Origin of the sequence: Phenylobacterium sp., from assembly GCF_035475775.1 — a bacterium.
Classification (GTDB): Bacteria; Pseudomonadota; Alphaproteobacteria; order Caulobacterales; family Caulobacteraceae; genus Phenylobacterium.
Genome location: NZ_DATIMC010000095.1, coordinates 1 through 19560, shown reverse-complemented (window position 1 = coordinate 19560; position 19560 = coordinate 1). Strand labels below are relative to the sequence as shown.

Below are 19560 nucleotides of genomic sequence, written 5' to 3'. Positions count from 1 at the left end.
CCGTCCACGACTGCCAACCGCCCTGGGGCCGGTTCCCGCGTCGAGCGGACGCGGGCGAGGACACGGCGGCTGGCCGCGCAGGCCTCGGCGAGCGTGCCTTCGCCGAGCCAGTTCTCTTCCTTCAGCGTCAGGGCGCCGGTCAGCAGCGCCTCGCGCGGCCCGACGATCACCTGGCGCGCGTCGGCGTCGATGCGCACCACGAACAGCGGATCGCCCACGGCCACGTTCAGGCCCCGGCGCTGGCCGATGGTGTAGCGGGTGACGCCCTCGTGGCGGCCGAGCATGCGGCCGTCCAGGTGGACGATGTCGCCGGGTTCGGCGCCGTGCGGACGCAGCCGGTCGATCACCGTGGTGTAGCGGCCTTCGGGCACGAAGCAGATGTCCTGGCTGTCCGGCTTGTCGGCGACCGAGAGGCCGAGCGCGGCGGCCGCCGCACGCACCGCAGGCTTCGGCAGGCCGCCCAGCGGGAAGCGCAGGTATTCCAGCTGCGCTGGCGTGGTGGCGAACAGGAAATAGGACTGGTCCCTGGCCGCATCGGCCGCGCGGTGCAGCTCCGGCCCGGCCGGCCCCTCGGCGCGGCGCACGTAGTGGCCGGTGGCGAGCGCGGCCGCGCCCAGGTCGCGCGCGACGTCCATGAGGTCGCGGAACTTGACCGTCTGGTTGCAGCGCACGCAGGGGATCGGCGTCTCGCCGCGCAGGTAGGCGTCGGCGAACTCCTCGATCACCTGCTCGCGGAACCGGCTCTCGTAGTCGAGCACGTATTGGGCGATCCCCAGCGCCTCGGCGGCGGCGCGGGCGTCGTAGATGTCCTGCCCGGCGCAGCAGGCGCCCTTCTTCTGGACCGCCGCGCCGTGGTCGTAGAGCTGCAGGGTGACGCCGACCACCTCGTAGCCGGCGTGGGCGAGCAGGGCCGCGGTGACGGTGGAGTCCACGCCGCCCGACATGGCCGCGATCACCCGCGCCCCGGCCGGCAGGCGCACGGCCTCCCGCGCGGCCTCGATCAGGCCGTCGGCAAGCGCTGGCGTGGCGACGGGAGCGTTCATGGAGGCCGGTATTTAGAGCGGCCGGCGCCGAATTGCATCCCTCCCTTGATGGGGAGGGACTACTGGATCGCCAGCAGGTTGATCAGCGAGGAGTCCTTCAGGGTCTGGAACACCTGGGCGGCGGCGGCGAAGGAGGTCTGGGCGAGCTGCAGGTCGGCGGCGGCCTTGGCCATGTCGGCGTCGGTGATGTTGCTCACCATGCCCGCGAGCGTGGTCTGGCGGCTGGAGAGGTCGGTCTTGATGTCGTCGACCCGCTTCTGGACCATGCCGTTGCCGGCCGTGATGGTGGTGATCCCCTGGTGGACGCTGTCCCAGGTGGAGAGCTGGTTCACGAGGAAGGTCCGCTGGGCCGGCGTGAGGTTGGCCCCCAGCGGGCCCGAGCCGCCCTGGTCGAAGGCTTTCAGGGTCTGCAGGGCGTTCAGCAGCGGGGTTCCGATGTCGGAGGCGAGAATGCCGGTGGTGACGGCGGTGGAGTCGTCGATGTTCGCCTGGGCCTTGAACTGGTCGTTCTGGAAGAACGAGCCGATCGGCGGGCCGGCGGTCAGGTCGGAAAGCTGCTGGGCGGTGACCGGCTGGGTGTTGATCTGGCCGCCGGCGAACAGGTAGTTGCCGTTGTACTTGGTGTTCATCGCGCCCACGGCCTGGTTCATCTCGCCCTGCACCTCCGCCATCAGGGTGGTGGCGTTGCCTGAGGCCAGGGCGTCGGCGATCGCCTCGCGGATCGCCTGGGCGGCGTCGGCCACCTGGTTCAGCGCGGTGTCCTGGGTGGTCAGCTTGTCGGCGATCAGGCTGTTCTGGTCCTGGAAGCCGGTGAGCCGGGTCTGGACCGAGCGCATGGCGGTCAGCAGTTCGTCGTTCTTGGCGTAGTCCTTGAGGTCGGAGCCGTTCTTCTGGGTCGAGACGCGGACCCCCGCCTGCAGCTGCGCCTGCTGGGCGGCCATCAGGTTGGCCAGGATGGCGGAGTAGTTTCCGACGGTGGAGACGCGGGTCACCATCTCAATTCTCCTCAGACCATGTTCATCAGGACGTCGAACAGGTCCTTCGTGGCCTGGATCATGCGCGCCGAAGCGCTAAAGGCCTGTTGATAGGTCTGCAGATGGACCAGCTCTTCGTCGAGGTTGACGCTCTCCACCGACTGGCGGCGGTTGACCGCCTCGGTCTGGACCGCGGCGGCGGCCTGCTTCTGGGTCTCCGCGGCGGCGGCGTCGCGGCCGACCGCGCCGCCGAACTCCGAGGCGTAGCGGGAGATGGTCGTGCTGACCTGACCGAGCGATCCGGCGGCCTGGAAGGTGGCGGTCGCGTCGCCTGCCTGAGAGAGCGCCACCGCTCCCGAGCCGTCGCCCGGCCTGAGCGCCGGGGTCCCGGCCGCGACGGTCAGGTCGAGCTTGCCCAGCGCCAGGAGCTGCGGATTGGCGAGCAGCGCCGGATCGACCTGGAATTGGCTCGCGCGCGCGCTGCGCTGGACCACGCCCACGCCGAACAGCTGGCTGAACGAGGGCCCGCCCGCGCCGCGCTGCGTGTTGTCGTCCACCACCGAGAGCGAAGCATTGGTCGGCGGCGAGGCGGTGAAGGAGAGCAGCCCGTTGGGGTCCAGCGAAAAGGCCCCGTAGAGCCCGACGCCGGTCGTGGTGTTGTTGAGCGCGGCGATGAGATCGCTCATCTGCGGTGCGGCGGGCATGGTCACGGTGACGTCGCGGATCGGCTTGCCGTCCGGCTGGGCGAGCCGGAAGGTCACCGTGCCGCCGGCGGTGAAGCCGTGCGGGTCGGTGGCCGAGAGCCCGGTCTCGTAATTCGTGAAGCCGCTCGACCGGACGAGGTCGTTGAGGCCGAAGAACTGCGAGAAGGCGCGGCCCGCCTTCATCGAGGTGTCCTCGTCGACGGCGACGCCGTTGCCGCCGCTGGCGCCGATCGAGAGCTGGTTGTTGACGTAGGTCGCCGAACCCGCGCCCCCGAGCGCGGTATTGAGGTCGGCCAGGAAGCTGGCGGGCGAGGTGGCGGTCGCCGCGCCGCCGTTGACGCTCATGGTCTGGGCGTCGAAGTCGATCGCCACCGTCCGCTGCACGACGCCGGCGGAATTGACGATGGCGACGGTGGTCTGGCCGGTGAAGCCCGAGACCGCGGTGGGCAGGTCGAGGCCGGTGTCTCGGCCGGTCAGCGTGGCGGGCGGCGGCGTCGCGCTCGAGGCGTTGTGGGCCGCGTTCAGCGCATCGGTGGCGCGGCTCACGAACTCGCCGAGCTCGTCGGAGATGCCCGGCAGCTTGCTGTCGCGCAGGTCCAGGAGGCCGCGCACCTCGCCGCTCGAGATCTGGATCGGCTGCGGATTGGAGCCGACGCCGGGCTGGGTGGCGGTGATGTAGCCGGGCGTGGAGTCGGAGGCGTTGTAGGCGAGCGTGGCGGCGGTGTCGCCGGCCAGCAGCACGCCCTCCGGCGAGCGGACATCGACACCGCCCCCGTCGCGCTGGGCGACCTTGATGCTCATCAGGCTGGAGAGCTGGTCGAGGAGCTGGCTCTGGATGTTCTCCGCGCCCGAGGCGTCGGCCTGGACGAGATTAGCCCGGCTGATGTCGCCGTTCAGCTTGGAGATCTGCTGCAGCAGGCCGTTGGCCTGGTCGACGTCGGCGTTGACGCGGGTATCGACCGTCGAGCCGAGCTGACCGAGCTGGGAGTTGATGCGATCGGCCTCGGAGAGGAAGTCCTGAACGTTGGCCAGGGCCTGGGTGCGCAGCAGGTTGTTCGACGGATCGTTCGCCGAGGCGGCGAAGGCCGAATAGACGTCGTCCAGCTTGTTGAAGAAGAAGCTGGAGCTCGACGGGTCGCCGAACAGGCTCTGGGCGTTGTCGAGGTATTGCGAGTAGGCGTCCCATTGGCTGGCCTGCGAGCCGGCGGTGAGGCTCGCCAGCTGCAGGTATTGATCGGTAACCCGCTGGATGCCGATCACCTGGACGCCCATGCCGACGCCGGCCACGTCGAGCTGCTGCTGATCGACCTGCTTGCGGACGTAGCCGGGCGTGTTGACGTTGGCGATGTTGTCCGAGACCGTGCGAAGGCCGGTCTGGGCCGCCATCAGGCCAGACGTCGCGGTGTCCAGGACCGTCGAGAGCGACACGCGATTAACCCTCCGCCCGGCAAAGGCTGACGCAGGGCTGGGCGAATTCTGCCCACCCTATGGTGAACGCGCGCGCGAGGCGCCCGAAAAAAGCCCGCATTTTCAACGTGGTCCCTTCCCGGACCCAGTGGCTGTCGGGAGCTGACCCGCAAGTCCGGCGCCACAAGCCGGGGGCCGGCGGCCGGGCGGCAGGGAACGCCCTCGCGCTCGGCAAATTCGGCCGCCAGCGACGCTCCGCCAAGCCGCTCCGGAACAGGAAACGTCCGGAAATCAGAGACTTGGGAGTGTGGCCCGAGGGTTGCTCCACCCCGTCCGAATAAGCCCGGCGCAACCCGCGCCATCGCCAAAGGCCTTCATGTCAGCGCCCGCCACCGTCGCGCCGCCTGCCCAGACCTCCGGCCACGCCGCGGGGCCGCAGGGCGCTGCGGCCGCGCCGGCGGCCGGGACCCTGGCGGGGTTCGAAGCCCTGATCGCGGCTCTCTTCGGGCAGGCGGCGCCGGTCGCGACGCCGCCGACCACGAAGGCCGCGCCCGCCGCGACCGGCCAGCCGGCGCTCGCGGCGAAAGGCAAGGCCGCCGCCGCGCCCCGAGCCAAGACCGAGGCGGATCCGACGGGCCAGGACGCGGCCGCGCCGAGCGCGGCGGCGCTGGCAGCCCTGCCCCTGGCCACTCCGGCGGCGGTTCCGGCGACACCCGGCCAGCCGGCGGACGAGACGCCTTCCGACGGCTCGGGCCGGACTCCCGAGGCGCTTGGCCAGGGCAAGGCCGCGCCCGCGGCGCCTGCGGCGACCGCCGCGCCCACGGCGATGCTGAAGGTGGGCCTGGCGGAGAGCCCGCCGTCGCCCGCCCAGGCCAAGGCGCCCGCACCCGGAGAGGCGCCGACCACCGCGCCAGCCGCGCCGCAGCTTCCGGCGCTGCCGGCCCAGGCCTCGCCGGCGGCCGATGCGGCGCTGGCGGCGATCGCGAGCGGGGCCGAGCCGTCCGCGCCGGCGCTCGCGGCGCGGATGGCGTCGCCGCAGACCGCCGCGCCGACGCCCAAGTCCTTCCCGGCCGCTTCGACGAAGCCCTCCGCGCCCGAGGCTGCAAGCCGTGCGGCGCCCCTGGCCGGTCCCGCAGGCGCGAGCCCGGCGCCGGCTGCTTCCGCCACACCGCCCGCCGCGCCCGCCTCACAGGCGCCTGGCGGGCCACCGTCGACCCCGAGCGAGACCGCTCCGCCGCCGGCCGCGATCATCGCCGGCAGCGGCCAGGCCGCCCAGGCGCCGGCGACTCCCGCCCGGCCGTCCACCCCCCGCGAGCGCGCCGCAACCCAGACGGCGCGGGTCGAGGCGGCGGCGCCGAAGTCGGCCGAGGCCGCCGCCCCGCCGGCCAAGGGCGCGCCCCCGAGCGCGGCTCACGGCGCGCCGGCCGCTGATCGGCCCGCGGGTGACACCGAGGCGTTCGCCGCGACCGGCGAGCCATCGGACGACGCTCCGGCCGATGAGGCCCAGCCGGATGCCGGTCAGCCTGGCGCGCCGGCGCCGAACGCCACCCAGGCCGATGCGCCGCTGCGTGGGCCCGCGCCCCAGGCTGCGGCGAGCAGCGCGCCGCAGACCGTGGCCAACCTCGCCGTCCAGATGGTCCGCAAGCTGGAGGGGCGCTCGACGCGATTCGACGTGCAACTCGACCCGGCAGGCCTTGGCCGCGTGGACGTCCGCGTCGAGATCGGGGCCGAGGGCCGCATGACCGCAGCGCTCTCCTTCGAAAATCAGCAGGCCGCCCGCGAGCTCGCCGCGCGCGCCGACGAGCTCACCCAGGCGCTGCAGCAGGCGGGCTTCGACCTGTCGGGCGGGCTCTCCTTCGACGTGGCCGGCGAGCGTGGCCGCAACCCGGACGCACAGGGCGGCGAGGCCGAACGCGGCGGCCTGGCGCGCGGCCGCGCCTTCCAGGCGGCGATCGGCGGGGCCGGCGATGCGGCCGAGGCCGCGGCGGGGGCGCTGAGCCGTCTGGGCCGGCACGCCTCGGGCGTGGACATCAGGATCTAGAGGCCAGCCATGAGCGTCACTCCAACCACCGCCCAGGCCCCGACGGCGCCGGTCACCGGCGCCACGCCCGGCTCGCCCAACACCACCGCGTCGAGCCTGGCCAGCCTGACCGACAACTTCCAGACCTTCCTGTCGCTGCTCACCACGCAGCTGAAGAACCAGGATCCGCTCTCGCCGCTGGATTCCAACCAGTTCACCCAGCAGCTGGTGCAGATGAGCGGGGTCGAGCAGCAGATTCAGAGCAACAGCCTGCTGCAGCAGATCGCCGGCAACACCGGCACGGGGATCTCGACGGCGGTCAGCATGATCGGCAAGGACGTGCGAGCGGTGAGCGACGCCGCGGCGCTCAGCAAGGGCCAGGCGAGCTGGATCTACAACCTGCCCTCCGCCGCCAGCGGCCTGAAGCTGGAGATCGTCGATTCCGCGGGCAAGGTTGTGCACGCCGAGGCGCCTGCGGATCTGAAGGCGGGCGACCACACCCTGACCTGGAACGGCAAGGACCTGACCGGGACGCAGCTGCCCGACGGGACCTACACCTTGCGGGTCACGGCGACCGATCCGAACGGCGCGGCCATCGCCACCACGTCCTATGTCGAGGGGGTGGTCACCGGGGTCGAGCAGACGAACGGTCAGACCATGCTGACCATCAACGGCGGCCAGGTGAGCTGGAACACGGTGACGAGCATCCAGGAGGCGCCGCCCGCGGCCAGCCCGTCGCTGCTCTCCACCCTGGCCTCACCGATCACCTCGGCCGTTTCGACCCTGACTTCGCCGGTGACCTCCGTGGTCTCGGCGCTCACCGGCGGCGGCCCTTGAGCCGGCGTCCTCCCATCCACCCGGGCGGCAAAACGCCGTCCGTCCCGACGGCCGCAAGGCGCCGTTCGGGATCCGCAGCAGGCGGGCCCATCCCCAGAGAACGGAAAGACCCATGAGCATCAATTCGGCCATGCTCGCCGGGGTGTCAGGCCTGGTGGCCAACTCCTCGGCGCTTGCGGCGATCTCCGACAACATCGCCAACGTCAACACCATCGCCTACAAGCGCAACCAGGTGAACTTCGGCGACGTCGTCACTGCGCAGTCCGTGCAGGGCCTCTACTCCGCCGGCGGGGTGCAAGGCATCCCCCACGCCTACATTTCGCAACAGGGGCTGATCCAGACCGCGGCCTCGCCGACCGATCTCGCGATCTCCGGCGACGGCTTCTTCGTGGCGACCCAGAAGCCGACGGGCCTGAGCCCAGCCGATGCGCGGGAGTTCACCCGGGCGGGCCAATTCAACGTCGATGCGTCCGGGTTCCTGGTGAACGACGCCGGGCTCTACCTTCAGGGTTGGCCCGCGAAGTCCGACGGCACGTTCGCGATCGATCCCTCGGACCTCAGCAAGCTCAGCTCGATCAACGTGAAGAACCTGGGCACGGCGGTGCAGCCGACCGGCAACGTCGGGATCAGCGCCAATCTCGACGCGACCGAGACGGTTTCGCCGTCCGAGGCCACCTACACCGGCGCGGCGGGCAACAGCATGGCCGACTTCGCCGCCGGTGTGGCGGGCGGCACGCAGCCCGACTTCACCATGGACCTGAACGTGGTCGACAGCCTGGGCGCCTCGCACAAGATCGAGATCGGCTTCCTGAAGAGCTCGGCGGCGCCGAACACCTGGCACGCCGAGATCTATGCGATCCCGGCCAGCGACGTGGATACCGCCGGACCCTCCGGCCAGATCGCCATCGGCGATGTCGCATTCAACTCCGACGGCAGCATCGACCTCGCCGACACCACCCTGTTCGGCGCGGCCGGCAATCCGCCGGTGATCGACCTGGCCGCCTCGGGCGGGGCGCAGCCGGCCTGGGCCGCCAACCTCGGCATCGCCGCCCAGACGGTGAACCTGGACCTCACCAACGTCACCCAGCAGGCGGAAGCCTCGACGGTGAACTCGGTCTCCAACGATGGCGCCGGCGTCGGCAACATCGTGGGCGTTCAGGTGGACGAGCACGGGGTGGTCTCGGCCATCTTCGACAACAGCCAGATCCGCAAGATCGCCAAGGTGGCGATCGCCACCTTCCCCGACGCCGATGGGCTGAAGTCGGTGAGCGGCAACGCCTACCAGGCGACGCTCACCGCAGGACCGATGGTGCTGAAGGAGCCTGGCAACGGCGGGGCCGGCGCCATCGCGCCCTCCAGCCTGGAAGCCTCGACGGTCGACCTCTCCGCCGAGTTCACCGGCCTGATCACTACTCAACGGGCCTATTCCGCATCTTCGAAGATCATCACGACCGCCGATGAGATGTTGCAAGAACTGATAGATATGAAGAGATAATTTCTCGAATTAGCCTGGCTTAACATCTCTGAAATTCCGGATAGAAACCAAATGTTTACACGGATCAGGAATGGTTAGGCGTTTCTTTACTATAGCGATTCAGCCGGCGTTAGTGACCGGCGGCTATGGTCGCCATCGACTCTGATGGTGGGAAGAGCTTAACAGCCATGTTGCAACAACAGCAGGTGCGCACCAACAGCCGGGGAGAAGCCTATGTCATAGGCCCCACCGGCGCGCCCTTGACCCTGAAGGACCTGCCTCCGGCCAACACCGGTCGCTGGGTGATCCGCCGCAAGGCGGAGGTGGTCGCCGCCGTGCGCGGCGGTCTGCTCTCCCTGGAGGACGCGCTCGAGCGCTATCAGCTCACCTCCGAGGAGTTCCTGGCCTGGCAGCGCTCCATCGACCGCCATGGCCTGGCGGGGCTGCGCACCACGCGCCTGCAACAGTATCGCTGAACCATTCCATCCCCCGGATAAGGTTCGCGACAGTCTGGCCGCGCTCGTCCTCCCGAGCGCGGCCGCTTTCGTTTTCGACGGCGGCCCTTGCAATGAAGCCCCCGGGGCGGATGCGCCGTCCCGGGGGCTCGCAAGACGACGACAACACCTGCAACACACGACCACGCCGTCGTCCCGCGCCAAACGCCCTGCAGCCACGCTTGTTCCCCGACCGGCGCTTCAACCGCGGGCGGCGGCGGACGCAAGCGCCATCGCCTCGCTTTCAACTGCTTAGCGGGATGCGCCGGGAACCTGCGTCGCGGAGCCGCGTTGCGGGTAGACGAGGGTTTTGTCGGGTAGCTGACATTGGTAGACGAAACGGACCAGCGGCGGGCGGCCCGCTATCTGAAGATGGCGACCGACACGGCGGCCCAGGCGCCGCGCTGCGGGGACGCCGCCATCGCCGAAGCCTATCTCCACCTGGCCTCCATCTGGCTGCGCATGGCCGAAGAGCTGACCCAGGGCGCCTGCGCCGACGGCGACGTCCAGCCCAGTCACACGGCGCGCTCCTGAGCCCCAAACTCGCCGGGGCTCGCAGCGGGCCCCCAGAGGCCGTTGCGTCGCGGGCCGCGGGCGGGCAGCTTTCGGAGCCGAGAGACGAAAGGCGCGGAGATGCTGAGCGGAAGCTGCCTTTGCGGACGGCTCGCCTACGAGGCGGACGCCGAGTTGGAGGGGATCGCCCACTGCCATTGCCGGACCTGCCGCAAGGCGCATGGCGCGGCCTTCTCCAGCGTCGCGCCCGTGCCGCGGCAGAAATTCCGCTGGGTTCGCGGCGAGGAGGTCCGGCGGTCGTATGAGTCATCGCCGGGCAAGTTCCGGCACTTCTGCGCGGAGTGCGGCTCCCATGTGATGGCCGAGCGGATCGCCCAGCCGGTGGTGCTGCTGCGGCTGGGCTGCCTGGACACGCCGGCGAGGTGCGAGAACCAGCGGCACATCTGGCGCTCCGATGGCGCAAGCTGGTACGACCCCAAGGCGGTCTGGCCGGAGCTGCCGGAGGGCCTGATGGCGCGCTGAGCTCAGGCTTCCGCCTCGGCTATCAGGCGCCGCGCCATGTCGGCTTCGGCCTCAGGAACCATCAGGCGGGCCGGGAAGGCGCCCGGCCAGGGGCTGCCGCCTTCGAAGACGAACACCTGGATATCGGCGGCCTCGAGCAGGCTCTTCAGGAAATGCAGGCGAACGGGATCGCCGGTCTTCAGGACTTCGATCATCCCGCCATGGGTAGCCCAGGCGCGAGCGGCGGGCGAGCGGCGGCCGGCCCGCCGCGCCGGCGCACGCGGTAGAGCCAGAAGGTCATGACCAGCAGCGGCGCGACCCCCAGCAGGATCAGCAGCGGCGAGCCGCGCAGCGCGGCCGGGAACACATTCGGCTGGCCGATGAACAGCGAGGCCGTGCCGAAGGAGAACGCCAGGCACATCCGCCACAGATGCCGCGCGAGCCGCGCCTGGCCGGAGACGCCGCCCGCCAGGATGACCTTGAGATCCAGGCCCGCGGCCAGCGCGCCCACCAGCGCCAGCACCGCGGCGACCGGCCATGGCACGCCGTCGACGCCGTGCGGGCTCCGTGCGCCGAACCAGGCGAAGACGGCGACGGCGCTGGCGGCGGTGGCGATCGCCAGGAACGCGCCGATCTCGGCCGTGGCCACGACGTTCGGCGGCCGCCGCATGGTGAGCCACCCGGTGGCGACGAGATAGGCGGCGAACACGCCGCCGAAGAGGTTGGCCGGCCGATGGACGAACGGCGAGGCCGCGGCGCCCACCAGGCAAGCGATCAGCATGGCGGCCACGAAGATGTCGCCGGCGGCGCGGTGCAGGCGGCCGCCCTTGCGCGCGGCGACGGCCAGGGCTCCGGCGGCGAGGCCCACGGTCCCGCCGCCGATGTGCGCCACGAGCGCGCTTGCGGCCAGGGCTTGCAGGGCGAGCGGCGCATCAGGGCTCAGGTGGATGATCATGGCGCCCTCCCGGGCTCGGGTCAGATCGGATCGCCTCGCCGGCGCAGCCAGACGCAGGCGGCGAGCAGAAGGAGGAAGGCCGCCAGGCCGCCCCAGAGGCCCGGATCGGCGAGGAATCGCAGCGGGGTCAGCTGATCGAGCGTCGGCAGGCTCCTCGGATGCGGCGGCACGCCGCCGAAGGCCGGCTCGAGCCCGCCCCCGAGACGCCAGCGCAGGAAGCGCCAGGCGTAGCTGCTGCCAAACGCCAGCCGCTCGAACAGGCACAGGACAGCCGGCGGCGCGATGGCCCACACGAAGGTGGTCTTCCGGGCCCAGGCCGAGACGGCCATCAACCAACCCATGAGCGGGGCCCACCACAGCGCCAGGCAGACGATGGCGTAAGCCGCAAGCGCCCAGATCCGCCCCACCGGCGCGCGCGCCAGCAGCAGGTCCCAGGAAAGCCCGTTCCCGGCCAGCACGGCGAAGCTCACCGCCAGGAGCAGCAGCGAAATAATCCCCAGCGCCGCGATGGCGACGACGGGCAGCACGACCAGCGGCACGACCGCCTTGGCCGCGACGGTCGTGCGATCGGCCACCGGCAGGGACTTCCAGAACAGCACCGTGCGGTCGCGGCGCTCGCCGTAGAGCGCGCCCAGGCAGTAGAAGACGCCGACCACGGTCGCGGTCGCGAGCATGGCGAAAGCGGAGGCGATGTACGGGATCAGGAGGGCGAAGCCGGCCTGGGTCGGAGCGTCGGTCGCCCACGTCGCCAGGGCCTTGGCGTCGATGTGGCGGGGCGGCGGCGGGGGCGGGACCAGGTGCGCCGCGATTCTCAGCTCGCGGGCGAGGCCGTGCGAGGCGTAGACGAAAGCGGCCAGGATCACCGCCGCCACCGCCAGCGGGGCCAGGTAGATCGCCCGGTTCTCCCACAGTTCGCGGCGCAGCGACCAGTAGAACGGCCGCACGCGGTGCGGGGCGGCGGCTTCGGATTGCACGCTCATGCGGCCCTCCCGGCCTCGGCGGGCGCGGGGCCCATCAAGGCGACGAACAGATCGGCCAGGCTCGGAGTCCTGACCTCGCCCAGTCGGGCGAGGGCGGCGCGGTCGGCGCCTTCGAAGATCAGGAAGCTGCGGTCGAAGACCTGGCGCTCGTGGACGGGCTCGAGCTTGCGCGCCTCGGCGAGCCCCTCCGGCCGCACGGCGACCTCGGCATAGCGGGTCTCGAGGTCCTCCATGGCCGCGTCGAGCACGATGCGGCCGCGATTCAGGAACACCACGTCGGTCAGGATGTGCTGGATCTCGTCGACCTGGTGGGTCGAGACGACGATCGTGCGCTGGCCGTCGAAGTAGTCGTTGATCAGCGTGTCGTAGAAGCTCTTCCGGTAGAGCAGGTCGAGGCCCAGGGTGGGCTCGTCGAGCACCAGCAGCCGGGCGTCGACGGCCATGATCAGCGCCAGATGGAGCTGGACGACCATGCCCTTGGAGAGCTGCCCCACGCGGCTTCCCCGCCGGATGCTGGTCCGCCCGAGCAGCGCCTCCGCCCGGGCGCGGTCGAAGCGCCGGTGGACGCCGGCGACGTAGTCGAGCGCCTGGCCGACCCGCATCCAGCGCGGCAGCACCGCCACGTCGGCGATGAAGGCGATCTCCTCCATCAGCCGATCGCGCTGCGCCCAGGGATCGCGGCCGAGCACGGCGAGCTCGCCCTCGCAAGGGATCAGGCCGAGGATGGCGTTGAGCGCCGTCGACTTGCCGGCGCCGTTGGGCCCGATCAAGCCCAGGATGCGGCCCTCGCCGACGGTGAGGTCGATCCCGTCCAGGGCCAAGGTCTTGCCGTAGCGCTTGCGCAGACCCTTGGCTTCGATGACCGCCATGGCTCAGTCCTCCCCGCGCGACCGGCCTGCGCCGAGCAGCTGCTCGGCCAGGCCCAGACGGTGGATCGTCGCGCGGATCTCCGGCCACTGCTCGGTGAGGAACTTCTCGCGCTCGGTGGCGAGCAGCAGCTCGCGCGCGTCGGGCCTGATGAACATGCCCAGCCCGCGGCGCTTCTCGACCAGCCCCTCGGCCTCGAGCTGCTGATAAGCCTTCAGCACGGTCAGCGGGTTGATGCGGGTCTCCGTGGCGACGTTGCGCACCGAGGGCAGCGGATCGCCCTCCTTGAGGTGGCCTTCGAGGATCATCGCCACGACCCTGTCTCGCAGCTGGCGGTAGATCGGCTGACTGTCATTCCAATCGGGATCCATGTCGGTTTCCGGCGCCGCCTGAGGCTGCGGCCCTGCATCAGTGTGTTACATAACTATAACACTGATCGAGAGGCAAGGGGTTTTGGGACATGGTGCGCGGCGCCCGCCTGGCTTAGGGCCGGCGCATCGGTCGTTCGGAGAGCCTGGTCACCGCCACCACGATCCGCTCCCGCTCGCCGGGCGCGCGTTCGACGAGCAGGCGGGCGACCTGGGCGTCGTCGTGGAAGGCGTGGCCCTTGATCGCGTCGAGGATCGCCTTGGCCAAGTTGTCGAGGTCGAGCCAGGGCGGCTCGCCGACGTACTCCATGCGGATCTCGACGGCGAACTCGCCCCAGGCGGGCCGGGAGCCGCGCCAGGCCTTGCGGAAGAACTCGTAGATCAGGGGCTTGTAGTACTTCGCCTGGGTGGTCAGGCCGTCGACCTCCACGACCAGCCCGGCCTCGCCCTCGCGGGCGCGCACCTTGCCGTGCCGGGTCCAGCCCTCGGACACTTGGGCGCGGTCAGGCGCGCTGGATCTTCACCGCCGTGCCGTAGGCCAGCACCTCGGTGATGCCGTCCATGATGTCGTTGGCGTCGTAGAGCATGCCGACCACGGCGTCGGCGCCCAGCTGCTGGGCGTGCTCGACCATCAGGTCGTAGGCTTCCTGGCGGGCGTGCTCGGCGAGCTGGGTGAAGATCGTGATGTTGCCGCCGAAGAACGACTGGATCGCCCCGCCGATGTTGCCGAGCGCGCTGCGCGAACGGACGGTGACGCCGCGGACCACGCCCAGGTGCTTGGTGATCACATAGCCCGTCAGGTCGTACGTCGTGCTGACGATCATGCTGCAGCCCCTCCCCGATGATCTGGCCGGTATATCGCCCGGCGGAGCCGCGCGCCACGGCCGTTGCGGCGGCGGATGCCGCCCGTTAGACCGCGCCTAGCTTGCGCCCGGAGGCTTCAGCCAGATGACCGCGACCTCGCCCAACACCAGGACCGAGACCGACAGCTTCGGCCCGATCGAGGTTCCCGCCGACCGCTACTGGGGCGCGCAGACCCAACGCTCGCTGCAGAACTTCCGCATCGGCTGGGAGAAGCAGCCGCTCCCCGTGATCCGCGCGCTGGGGATCGTCAAGCGCGCCGCCGCCGAGGCCAACATGGCGCTGGGCAAGCTCGATCCGAAGCTCGGCGAGGCGATCGTCGCGGCGGCCCAGGAGGTGATCGACGGCAAGCTCGACGACCACTTTCCGCTGGTCGTGTGGCAGACCGGATCGGGCACCCAGTCCAACATGAACGCCAACGAGGTGATCTCGAACCGGGCGATCGAGATGCTCGGCGGCGAGATGGGCTCGAAGACGCCCGTGCACCCCAACGACCACGTCAACATGAGCCAGTCGTCGAACGACACCTATCCGACGGCCATGCACATCGCCTGCGCCGACGAGGTGGCGCGCCGCGTCAACCCGGCGCTGGAGCACCTGCACCAGGCGCTGCAGGACAAGGCCAAGGCCTTCGCCCACATCATCAAGATCGGCCGCACGCACACCCAGGACGCCACGCCGCTGACGCTCGGCCAGGAGTTCTCCGGCTACGCCCACCAGGTCGCGATGAGCGTGCGGCGGATCAAGGAGACGCTCTACGGGCTCTACGAGCTCGCCCAGGGCGGCACGGCGGTGGGAACGGGCCTGACCGCGCCGCTGGGCTTCGCCGAGAAGGTGGCCGAGCGGATCGCCGCCATCACCCGCCTGCCGTTCGTGACCGCGCCCAACAAGTTCGAGGCGCTGGCGGCGCACGACGCCATGGTGTTCAGCCACGGGGCTCTGGTGAGCGCCGCCTCGGCGCTGTTCAAGATCGGCAACGACATCCGCTTCCTGGGCAGCGGGCCCCGCGCCGGGCTCGGCGAACTCGCCCTGCCGGAGAACGAGCCCGGCTCGTCGATCATGCCCGGCAAGGTCAACCCGACCCAGGCCGAGGCGCTGACCATGATCTGCACCCAGGTCATGGGCAACGAGACGACGATGACCGTCGCCGGCTCGCAGGGCCAGTTCGAGCTCAACGTGTTCAACCCGGTGATGGCCTACAACTTCCTGCAGACCTGTCGGCTGCTCTCGGACGCGGCGATCTCGTTCACCGACAACATGGTCGCGGGCATCCAGGCGCGCGAGGACAACATCAGGGCCAACCTCGAGCGGAGCCTGATGCTGGTGACCGCGCTCAAGGAGCACATCGGCTACGACAAGGCCGCGGCGATCGCCAAGGCCGCCCACAAGAACGGCACCACCCTGCGCGAGGAGGCCGTCGGCGGCGGCTACGTGACCAACGAGCAGTTCGACGCCTGGGTCCGCCCCGAGGACATGGTGCACCCGGGGTGACGGTGAGGCGCGAAGCGCGTACGATTCGCTTCATGGGAAAGGCGGAACTGAGGATCGAGGTCGACGCCGATGCGCTGAAAAGGGCGCAGGCGAAGGGCCTGGATCTGCAACGGATTGCGCAATCAGCAGTCGAGCAGGCGGTTCGGGAGCTTTCCGTCCAGGAACAACAGACGCGCTGGATCGAGGAAAACGCCGATGCTTTCGACGATTACAACCGGCGGATTCGCGAACGCGGCCTGATCGGTTCCGAATTCCGGAAATGGTGAGTGCGCCAGTTCGATCTGGTTGAAAATCCGTCCGAGCGATCCCGCAGCGTCGCGCCGTACCTGCTCGTACTTCAATCCCATCTGCTCGAACGGGCCGACAGTGTCATCGTGGCGCCGGTTGTCCGCGATGCGGCGCGGCCGTTCAGTCGCCTGGATGTCACGGTTGAGGTCGACGGTCGGTCGCTGACGGTGACCTTGCTTGAACTCTTCAGCATCGAGCGCGGGCTGCTGAAAACCGTTCGCGGCAGCCTTGCGGAGCACGAAGACCAGATCCGCCGCGGCCTCGAGCGCCTGTTCACCGGGTTCTGAGCGTCGTTAGGCGCGCCGCATCACCGCGAAGTCGGCGAGGTCTTCCAGGGCCGGGCGCCAGGTGACCGACTCGAAGCCGACGAGCGCCGCCTTGGCGCTGTCGGCGTAGGCGTGGGCGAGATCCAGGGTGGCGGCGATGGCGCCGGTCTGGCGCATCAGCTCGCGGGCGCGCTCGAAGTCGCCCTCGGCCTGCTCCCGCCGGTCGACGGTGCGGATCCAGAACTCGCGCTCGGCCGTGCCCGTCCGCTGCATGGCGAGCAGCAGCGGCAGGGTCGCCTTGCCTTCGCGGAAGTCGTCGCCGGTGTTCTTGCCGAGCGCGCCGCTGTCGCCATCGTAGTCGAGGGCGTCGTCGACCAGCTGGAAGGCGAGCCCGAGATCCTGGCCGAAGTTGCGCAGCGCCCCGCAGCGGTCGGGCGGCGCCCCGGCGGAGACGGCGCCCGATTCCGCGGCCGCGGCGAACAGCTCGGCGGTCTTGGCGCGGATGATCTCGATGTAGAGCTCCTGGGTGAGGTCCAGGTCGTGCGAGCGGGTGAGCTGCAGCACCTCGCCCTCGGCGATCACGCGGCTGGCGCGCGCCAGGATCTCCAGGGCCGGCATGGAGCCTGCCCCCACCATCAGCTCGAAGGCGCGGGCGAACAGGAAATCGCCGACCAGCACCGAGGAGGGGGCGCCCCAGATCAGGTGGGCGGCGACGCGGCCGCGGCGCAGCTGCGAGGAGTCCACGACGTCGTCGTGCAGCAGGGTGGCGGTATGGATGAACTCCACGGCCGCGGCGAGCTTCAGGCAGGCTTCGTCACGCCCGCCGACCAGACGGGCGGCCGCGACGGTGAGCAGCGGCCGCAGCCGCTTGGCGGAGCCCGCGATCAGGTGGTCGGCCAGCGCCGGGATCACCGGCACGGGGCTGTCCATGTGCCGCCGGATGAGCGCGTCGACCGCCGCCATGTCCGGCCGCGCCAGCGCCAGAAGCGCATCCAGGGACGGCGGCTTGGGGGCGATCGCCGTGCGGGCGGCTTCCACGAGGACCTCGGCTCCTGGCTTCGGCGGGGCCGAAAGGGGGCCTCGCCGCCGTTGCGGGGGACAATGGTGACGCGCTAGGCCACGGTCAAGCGAACCCGGGCGCCGGCGTTCACCTTACACCACGGCGGAGGCCATGGACGAGATCACCGAGGACCGCGTCCTGGACGGCCGGGTGAAGCTGCGCCAGCCGGCGCGCGGCTACCGGGCGGGGCTGGACGCGGCCTTGCTGGCGGCGGCCTGCGACGCGGATCCCGGCGCGCGGGTGATCGAAGCCGGCTGCGGAGCCGGCGCGGCGCTGCTGGCGGCCGCGGCGCGGCGGCCTGAGGCCAGCTTCACCGGCCTCGAGCGGGACCCCGCGGCCGCGGCCCTGGCGCGGGAGAACGTGCGCCTGAACGGGTTCGCAGGCCGGGTGCGGATCGTTGAAGGCGACGTCGCGGGGCGGTTCTCGGCCCTGGGGTTGCCGGTGTTCGACGCGGCCCTGGCCAATCCGCCGTTCTTCGATGATCCGGCCGCGCTGCGGGCCCCTTCGCCCGAGCGCCGCGGCGCGTGGATGGCCGACGACGGCCTGGCGGCCTGGGCGGGTTTCCTGCTGAAGGCGGTGCGCGACGGCGGGTCGATCAGCGTGATCCACCGGGCCGATCGGGTCGCGGACCTGCTGGCGCTGTTGGGCGAGACCGCCGGCTCCTTCCAGGTCCGGCCGGTGCACCCCTTCGCCGAGCAGCCGGCCAAGCGGGTGCTGGTGCGGGCGCTGAAGGCCGGCAGGGCGCCGCTCAAGCTCCTGCCGCCGCTGGTGCTGCACGACCGGGCGGGGGCCAAGCACACCGCCGAGGCCGAGGCGATCCTGCGGGGCGCAGCGGCGCTCGACTGGCTCTAGGCCCGGCCCTCACGCGGGCGGCAGGCCGAGCCGCTCGCGGTAGGTGGGATGCACCAGATCGTGGGCCTCGGGGTGGCGCTGGATATAGCTCGCCATGAACGGACAGAGCGGAATGATCTTCAAGCCGCGGTCGCGCGCGTAGGCGATCGCGTGACGGGCCAGCCGGCTGCCGACGCCCTTGCCCTCGAAGGCCTCGGGCACGACCGTGTGCGGCAGGATGATGCCGCCCTGCACCAGCTGGTACTCGGCGAAGGCGGTCTCGCCGGCGAGGTTGATCTCGAAGCGGTGCTCGGCGGTGTTGTCGACGATGTCGGGAAGTTCACTCATGGCTTCTTCTTGACGCCGAACGGCGCGCTCGCCAAGCTCGGCCCAACGGTCACGTGCAGAGAGGAGGAGGCTCATGTCGAAACCCATTGTGCGAGCCCCTCGCCGCGTCGCCGTGCCCGCCGCCTGAAGGCGGCCGAAGCTCCTGACATCCTGAAGGGGTCTTCCGCGGTCGACGCCGTTCGGCTCATCGACCTTCCAAGGGAAACCCTGACATTGCTCATGACCTATGGCTGGAGCCGCGGGCTCCAGCAGGACTTCGCGCCCTATGCGGCGCTGGGCCTCCTCGCCGGACGGGTGATCGTCCAGCAGCGCGGGCTCTATCGGCTGGCCACCGAGTCCGGCGAGATCGACGCCAGGCTCTCGGGCCGGTTCCACCATGCCGCGGGCGAGGGCGAACACCCGGTGGCCGGCGACTGGGTCGCGGCGCAGGGCGGCGACGGCTTCGCGCTGATCCAGGCCGTCCTGCCGCGGCGCACGGCCTTCGTGCGCAAGGAGGCGGGCACCGCGCACGGCCTGCAGGTGGTCGCGGCCAACGTCGACGTGGCGCTGCTGACGCTGTCGCTCAACGCCGACCTCAACCTTCGGCGCCTGGAACGCTATCTGGCGGCGACCTACGAGAGCGGGGCCGCGCCCGTCGTCGTGCTCACCAAGGCCGACCAGGCCGGGGACGCCGCGGGCGCGGCGAGCGCGGTGGCGCGGATCGCGGGCGGCGCCCCGGTCATCGTCCTCTCGGCGCTCACCGGGGCGGGGTTGCCGGCCTTGGCCGAGCAGCTCGAGCCGCGGCGGACCGCGGTCCTGCTGGGCTCCTCGGGGGTGGGCAAGTCGACGCTGGTCAACGCGCTCGCCGGGGCCGAGCTGATGGCCACGCGGGCGATCCGCGAGGACGACGAGACGGGCCGGCACGCCACCACCCACCGGGAGCTGATCCGGCTGCCCTCGGGCGCCCTGATCCTCGATACGCCCGGGATGCGCGAGCTCGGGCTGGTGGACGCCGGCGCGGGCGTGGCGGCGGTCTTCGGCGCGATCGAGGCGGAGGTCGAGGCGCTGGCGGCGGAGTGCCGGTTCAAAGACTGCCGTCACGAGGCCGAGCCCGGCTGCGCCGTGCAGGCCGCCCTGGCCGAGGGCCGCCTCGATCCGGCGCGCTACGACAGCTGGCTCAAGCTGCAGCGCGAGCTGGCCCACGAGCGCGCCAAGGCAGACCCGGCGTTGCGCAAGGCCCAGCAGCGCGAGTGGATCGTGCGGATGAAGAGCAGTCGCGCCTGGATGAAGCAGAAGCGG

The 19560-nt window shown here is 71.0% G+C and carries 23 protein-coding genes; 11 read left to right on the top strand and 12 right to left on the bottom strand.

Translation table 11 applies throughout. The features are described from left to right. The 3 genes from mnmA to flgK form a co-directional block, all read right to left on the bottom strand. Nucleotides 1-1043, bottom strand: a 1043-nt coding sequence (mnmA, locus tag VLI41_RS11995; RefSeq protein ID WP_325268310.1) for a tRNA 2-thiouridine(34) synthase MnmA, incomplete at its 3' end; no start/stop codon positions are given. A gap of 59 nt (nt 1044-1102) precedes the next feature. Continuing rightward, nucleotides 1103-2038, bottom strand: coding sequence for a flagellin (locus VLI41_RS11990; protein ID WP_325268309.1), 936 nt, complete (start codon nt 2036-2038; stop codon nt 1103-1105). Nucleotides 2039-2049: 11 nt separating this feature from the next. Then, nucleotides 2050-4149 (bottom strand): flagellar hook-associated protein FlgK, encoded by a 2100-nt coding sequence (flgK, locus tag VLI41_RS11985; RefSeq protein ID WP_325268308.1) that lies wholly within the window; start codon nt 4147-4149, stop codon nt 2050-2052. A 355-nt stretch (nt 4150-4504) separates the two neighbouring features. On the opposite strand from flgK, the gene VLI41_RS11980 reads away from it, so the two are divergent. From VLI41_RS11980 to VLI41_RS11955, 6 genes are all read left to right on the top strand, one after another. After that, a complete protein-coding gene (locus VLI41_RS11980) occupies nt 4505-6169 on the top strand; it encodes a flagellar hook-length control protein FliK (RefSeq protein ID WP_325268307.1) in 1665 nt (554 codons plus the stop codon). Between the two features lie 9 nt (nt 6170-6178). Next, nucleotides 6179-6985, top strand: coding sequence for a flagellar hook assembly protein FlgD (locus VLI41_RS11975; protein WP_325268306.1), 807 nt, complete (start codon nt 6179-6181; stop codon nt 6983-6985). A 112-nt stretch (nt 6986-7097) separates the two neighbouring features. Then, a complete protein-coding gene (locus tag VLI41_RS11970) occupies nt 7098-8480 on the top strand; it encodes a flagellar hook protein FlgE (protein WP_325268305.1) in 1383 nt (460 codons plus the stop codon). Nucleotides 8481-8647: 167 nt separating this feature from the next. Beyond that, nucleotides 8648-8935, top strand: a complete 288-nt coding sequence (locus tag VLI41_RS11965; RefSeq protein WP_325268304.1) for a DUF1153 domain-containing protein — start codon at nt 8648-8650, stop codon at nt 8933-8935. A 345-nt stretch (nt 8936-9280) separates the two neighbouring features. Next, nucleotides 9281-9487, top strand: coding sequence for a hypothetical protein (locus tag VLI41_RS11960; RefSeq protein ID WP_325268303.1), 207 nt, complete (start codon nt 9281-9283; stop codon nt 9485-9487). Nucleotides 9488-9586: 99 nt separating this feature from the next. Further along, nucleotides 9587-9988 (top strand): GFA family protein, encoded by a 402-nt coding sequence (locus VLI41_RS11955; RefSeq protein ID WP_325268302.1) that lies wholly within the window; start codon nt 9587-9589, stop codon nt 9986-9988. Between the two features lie 2 nt (nt 9989-9990). On the opposite strand, the gene VLI41_RS11950 is transcribed toward VLI41_RS11955, so the two are convergent. The 7 genes from VLI41_RS11950 to VLI41_RS11920 form a co-directional block, all read right to left on the bottom strand. Continuing rightward, on the bottom strand, nt 9991-10182 hold the full coding sequence (locus VLI41_RS11950; protein ID WP_325268301.1) for a DUF2007 domain-containing protein: 192 nt from the start codon (nt 10180-10182) through the stop codon (nt 9991-9993). Then, entirely contained in the window at nt 10179-10922 is a 744-nt protein-coding gene (locus VLI41_RS11945) for a hypothetical protein (RefSeq protein ID WP_325268300.1), read from the bottom strand. The genes VLI41_RS11950 and VLI41_RS11945 overlap by 4 nt, the downstream gene beginning before the upstream one ends. Before the next feature lie 20 nt (nt 10923-10942). Next, on the bottom strand, nt 10943-11902 hold the full coding sequence (locus VLI41_RS11940) for a hypothetical protein (protein WP_325268299.1): 960 nt from the start codon (nt 11900-11902) through the stop codon (nt 10943-10945). After that, nucleotides 11899-12771 carry an ABC transporter ATP-binding protein gene (locus tag VLI41_RS11935; RefSeq protein ID WP_325268298.1) on the bottom strand — a complete coding sequence of 291 codons (873 nt, stop codon included), beginning with the start codon at nt 12769-12771 and terminating at the stop codon, nt 11899-11901. Before VLI41_RS11935 ends, VLI41_RS11940 begins: the two co-directional genes overlap by 4 nt. Before the next feature lie 3 nt (nt 12772-12774). Beyond that, on the bottom strand, nt 12775-13140 hold the full coding sequence (locus VLI41_RS11930; RefSeq protein WP_325268297.1) for a GntR family transcriptional regulator: 366 nt from the start codon (nt 13138-13140) through the stop codon (nt 12775-12777). Between the two features lie 112 nt (nt 13141-13252). Beyond that, nucleotides 13253-13630 (bottom strand): RusA family crossover junction endodeoxyribonuclease, encoded by a 378-nt coding sequence (locus VLI41_RS11925; protein ID WP_325268296.1) that lies wholly within the window; start codon nt 13628-13630, stop codon nt 13253-13255. 10 nt (nt 13631-13640) lie between these two features. Continuing rightward, nucleotides 13641-13961, bottom strand: coding sequence for a YbjQ family protein (locus tag VLI41_RS11920; protein ID WP_325268295.1), 321 nt, complete (start codon nt 13959-13961; stop codon nt 13641-13643). Nucleotides 13962-14085: 124 nt separating this feature from the next. Between VLI41_RS11920 and fumC the strand changes: the two genes are divergently transcribed. Genes fumC through VLI41_RS11905 form a run of 3 tightly spaced genes read left to right on the top strand, consistent with a single transcriptional unit; the run spans nt 14086 to nt 16064 of the window. Continuing rightward, nucleotides 14086-15489 carry a class II fumarate hydratase gene (fumC, locus tag VLI41_RS11915; RefSeq protein WP_325268294.1) on the top strand — a complete coding sequence of 468 codons (1404 nt, stop codon included), beginning with the start codon at nt 14086-14088 and terminating at the stop codon, nt 15487-15489. A 32-nt stretch (nt 15490-15521) separates the two neighbouring features. Then, nucleotides 15522-15755 (top strand): type II toxin-antitoxin system CcdA family antitoxin, encoded by a 234-nt coding sequence (locus VLI41_RS11910; protein WP_325268293.1) that lies wholly within the window; start codon nt 15522-15524, stop codon nt 15753-15755. Continuing rightward, nucleotides 15756-16064 (top strand): CcdB family protein, encoded by a 309-nt coding sequence (locus tag VLI41_RS11905; protein WP_325268292.1) that lies wholly within the window; start codon nt 15756-15758, stop codon nt 16062-16064. A gap of 6 nt (nt 16065-16070) precedes the next feature. On the opposite strand, the gene VLI41_RS11900 is transcribed toward VLI41_RS11905, so the two are convergent. Further along, nucleotides 16071-17039, bottom strand: a complete 969-nt coding sequence (locus tag VLI41_RS11900; protein WP_325268312.1) for a polyprenyl synthetase family protein — start codon at nt 17037-17039, stop codon at nt 16071-16073. Nucleotides 17040-17214: 175 nt separating this feature from the next. Here VLI41_RS11900 and VLI41_RS11895 point away from each other — a divergent pair, with 175 nt between their 5' ends. Further along, entirely contained in the window at nt 17215-17955 is a 741-nt protein-coding gene (locus tag VLI41_RS11895) for a tRNA1(Val) (adenine(37)-N6)-methyltransferase (protein WP_325268291.1), read from the top strand. Between the two features lie 9 nt (nt 17956-17964). Here the strand turns inward: VLI41_RS11895 and VLI41_RS11890 are convergent, their stop codons facing one another. After that, nucleotides 17965-18282: a GNAT family N-acetyltransferase gene (locus tag VLI41_RS11890; protein WP_325268290.1), complete on the bottom strand. Its 318-nt coding sequence runs from the start codon at nt 18280-18282 to the stop codon at nt 17965-17967. Nucleotides 18283-18501: 219 nt separating this feature from the next. Here VLI41_RS11890 and rsgA point away from each other — a divergent pair. Then, on the top strand, nt 18502-19560 hold a 1059-nt coding region (gene rsgA, locus VLI41_RS11885; protein WP_325268311.1), incomplete at its 3' end, for a ribosome small subunit-dependent GTPase A.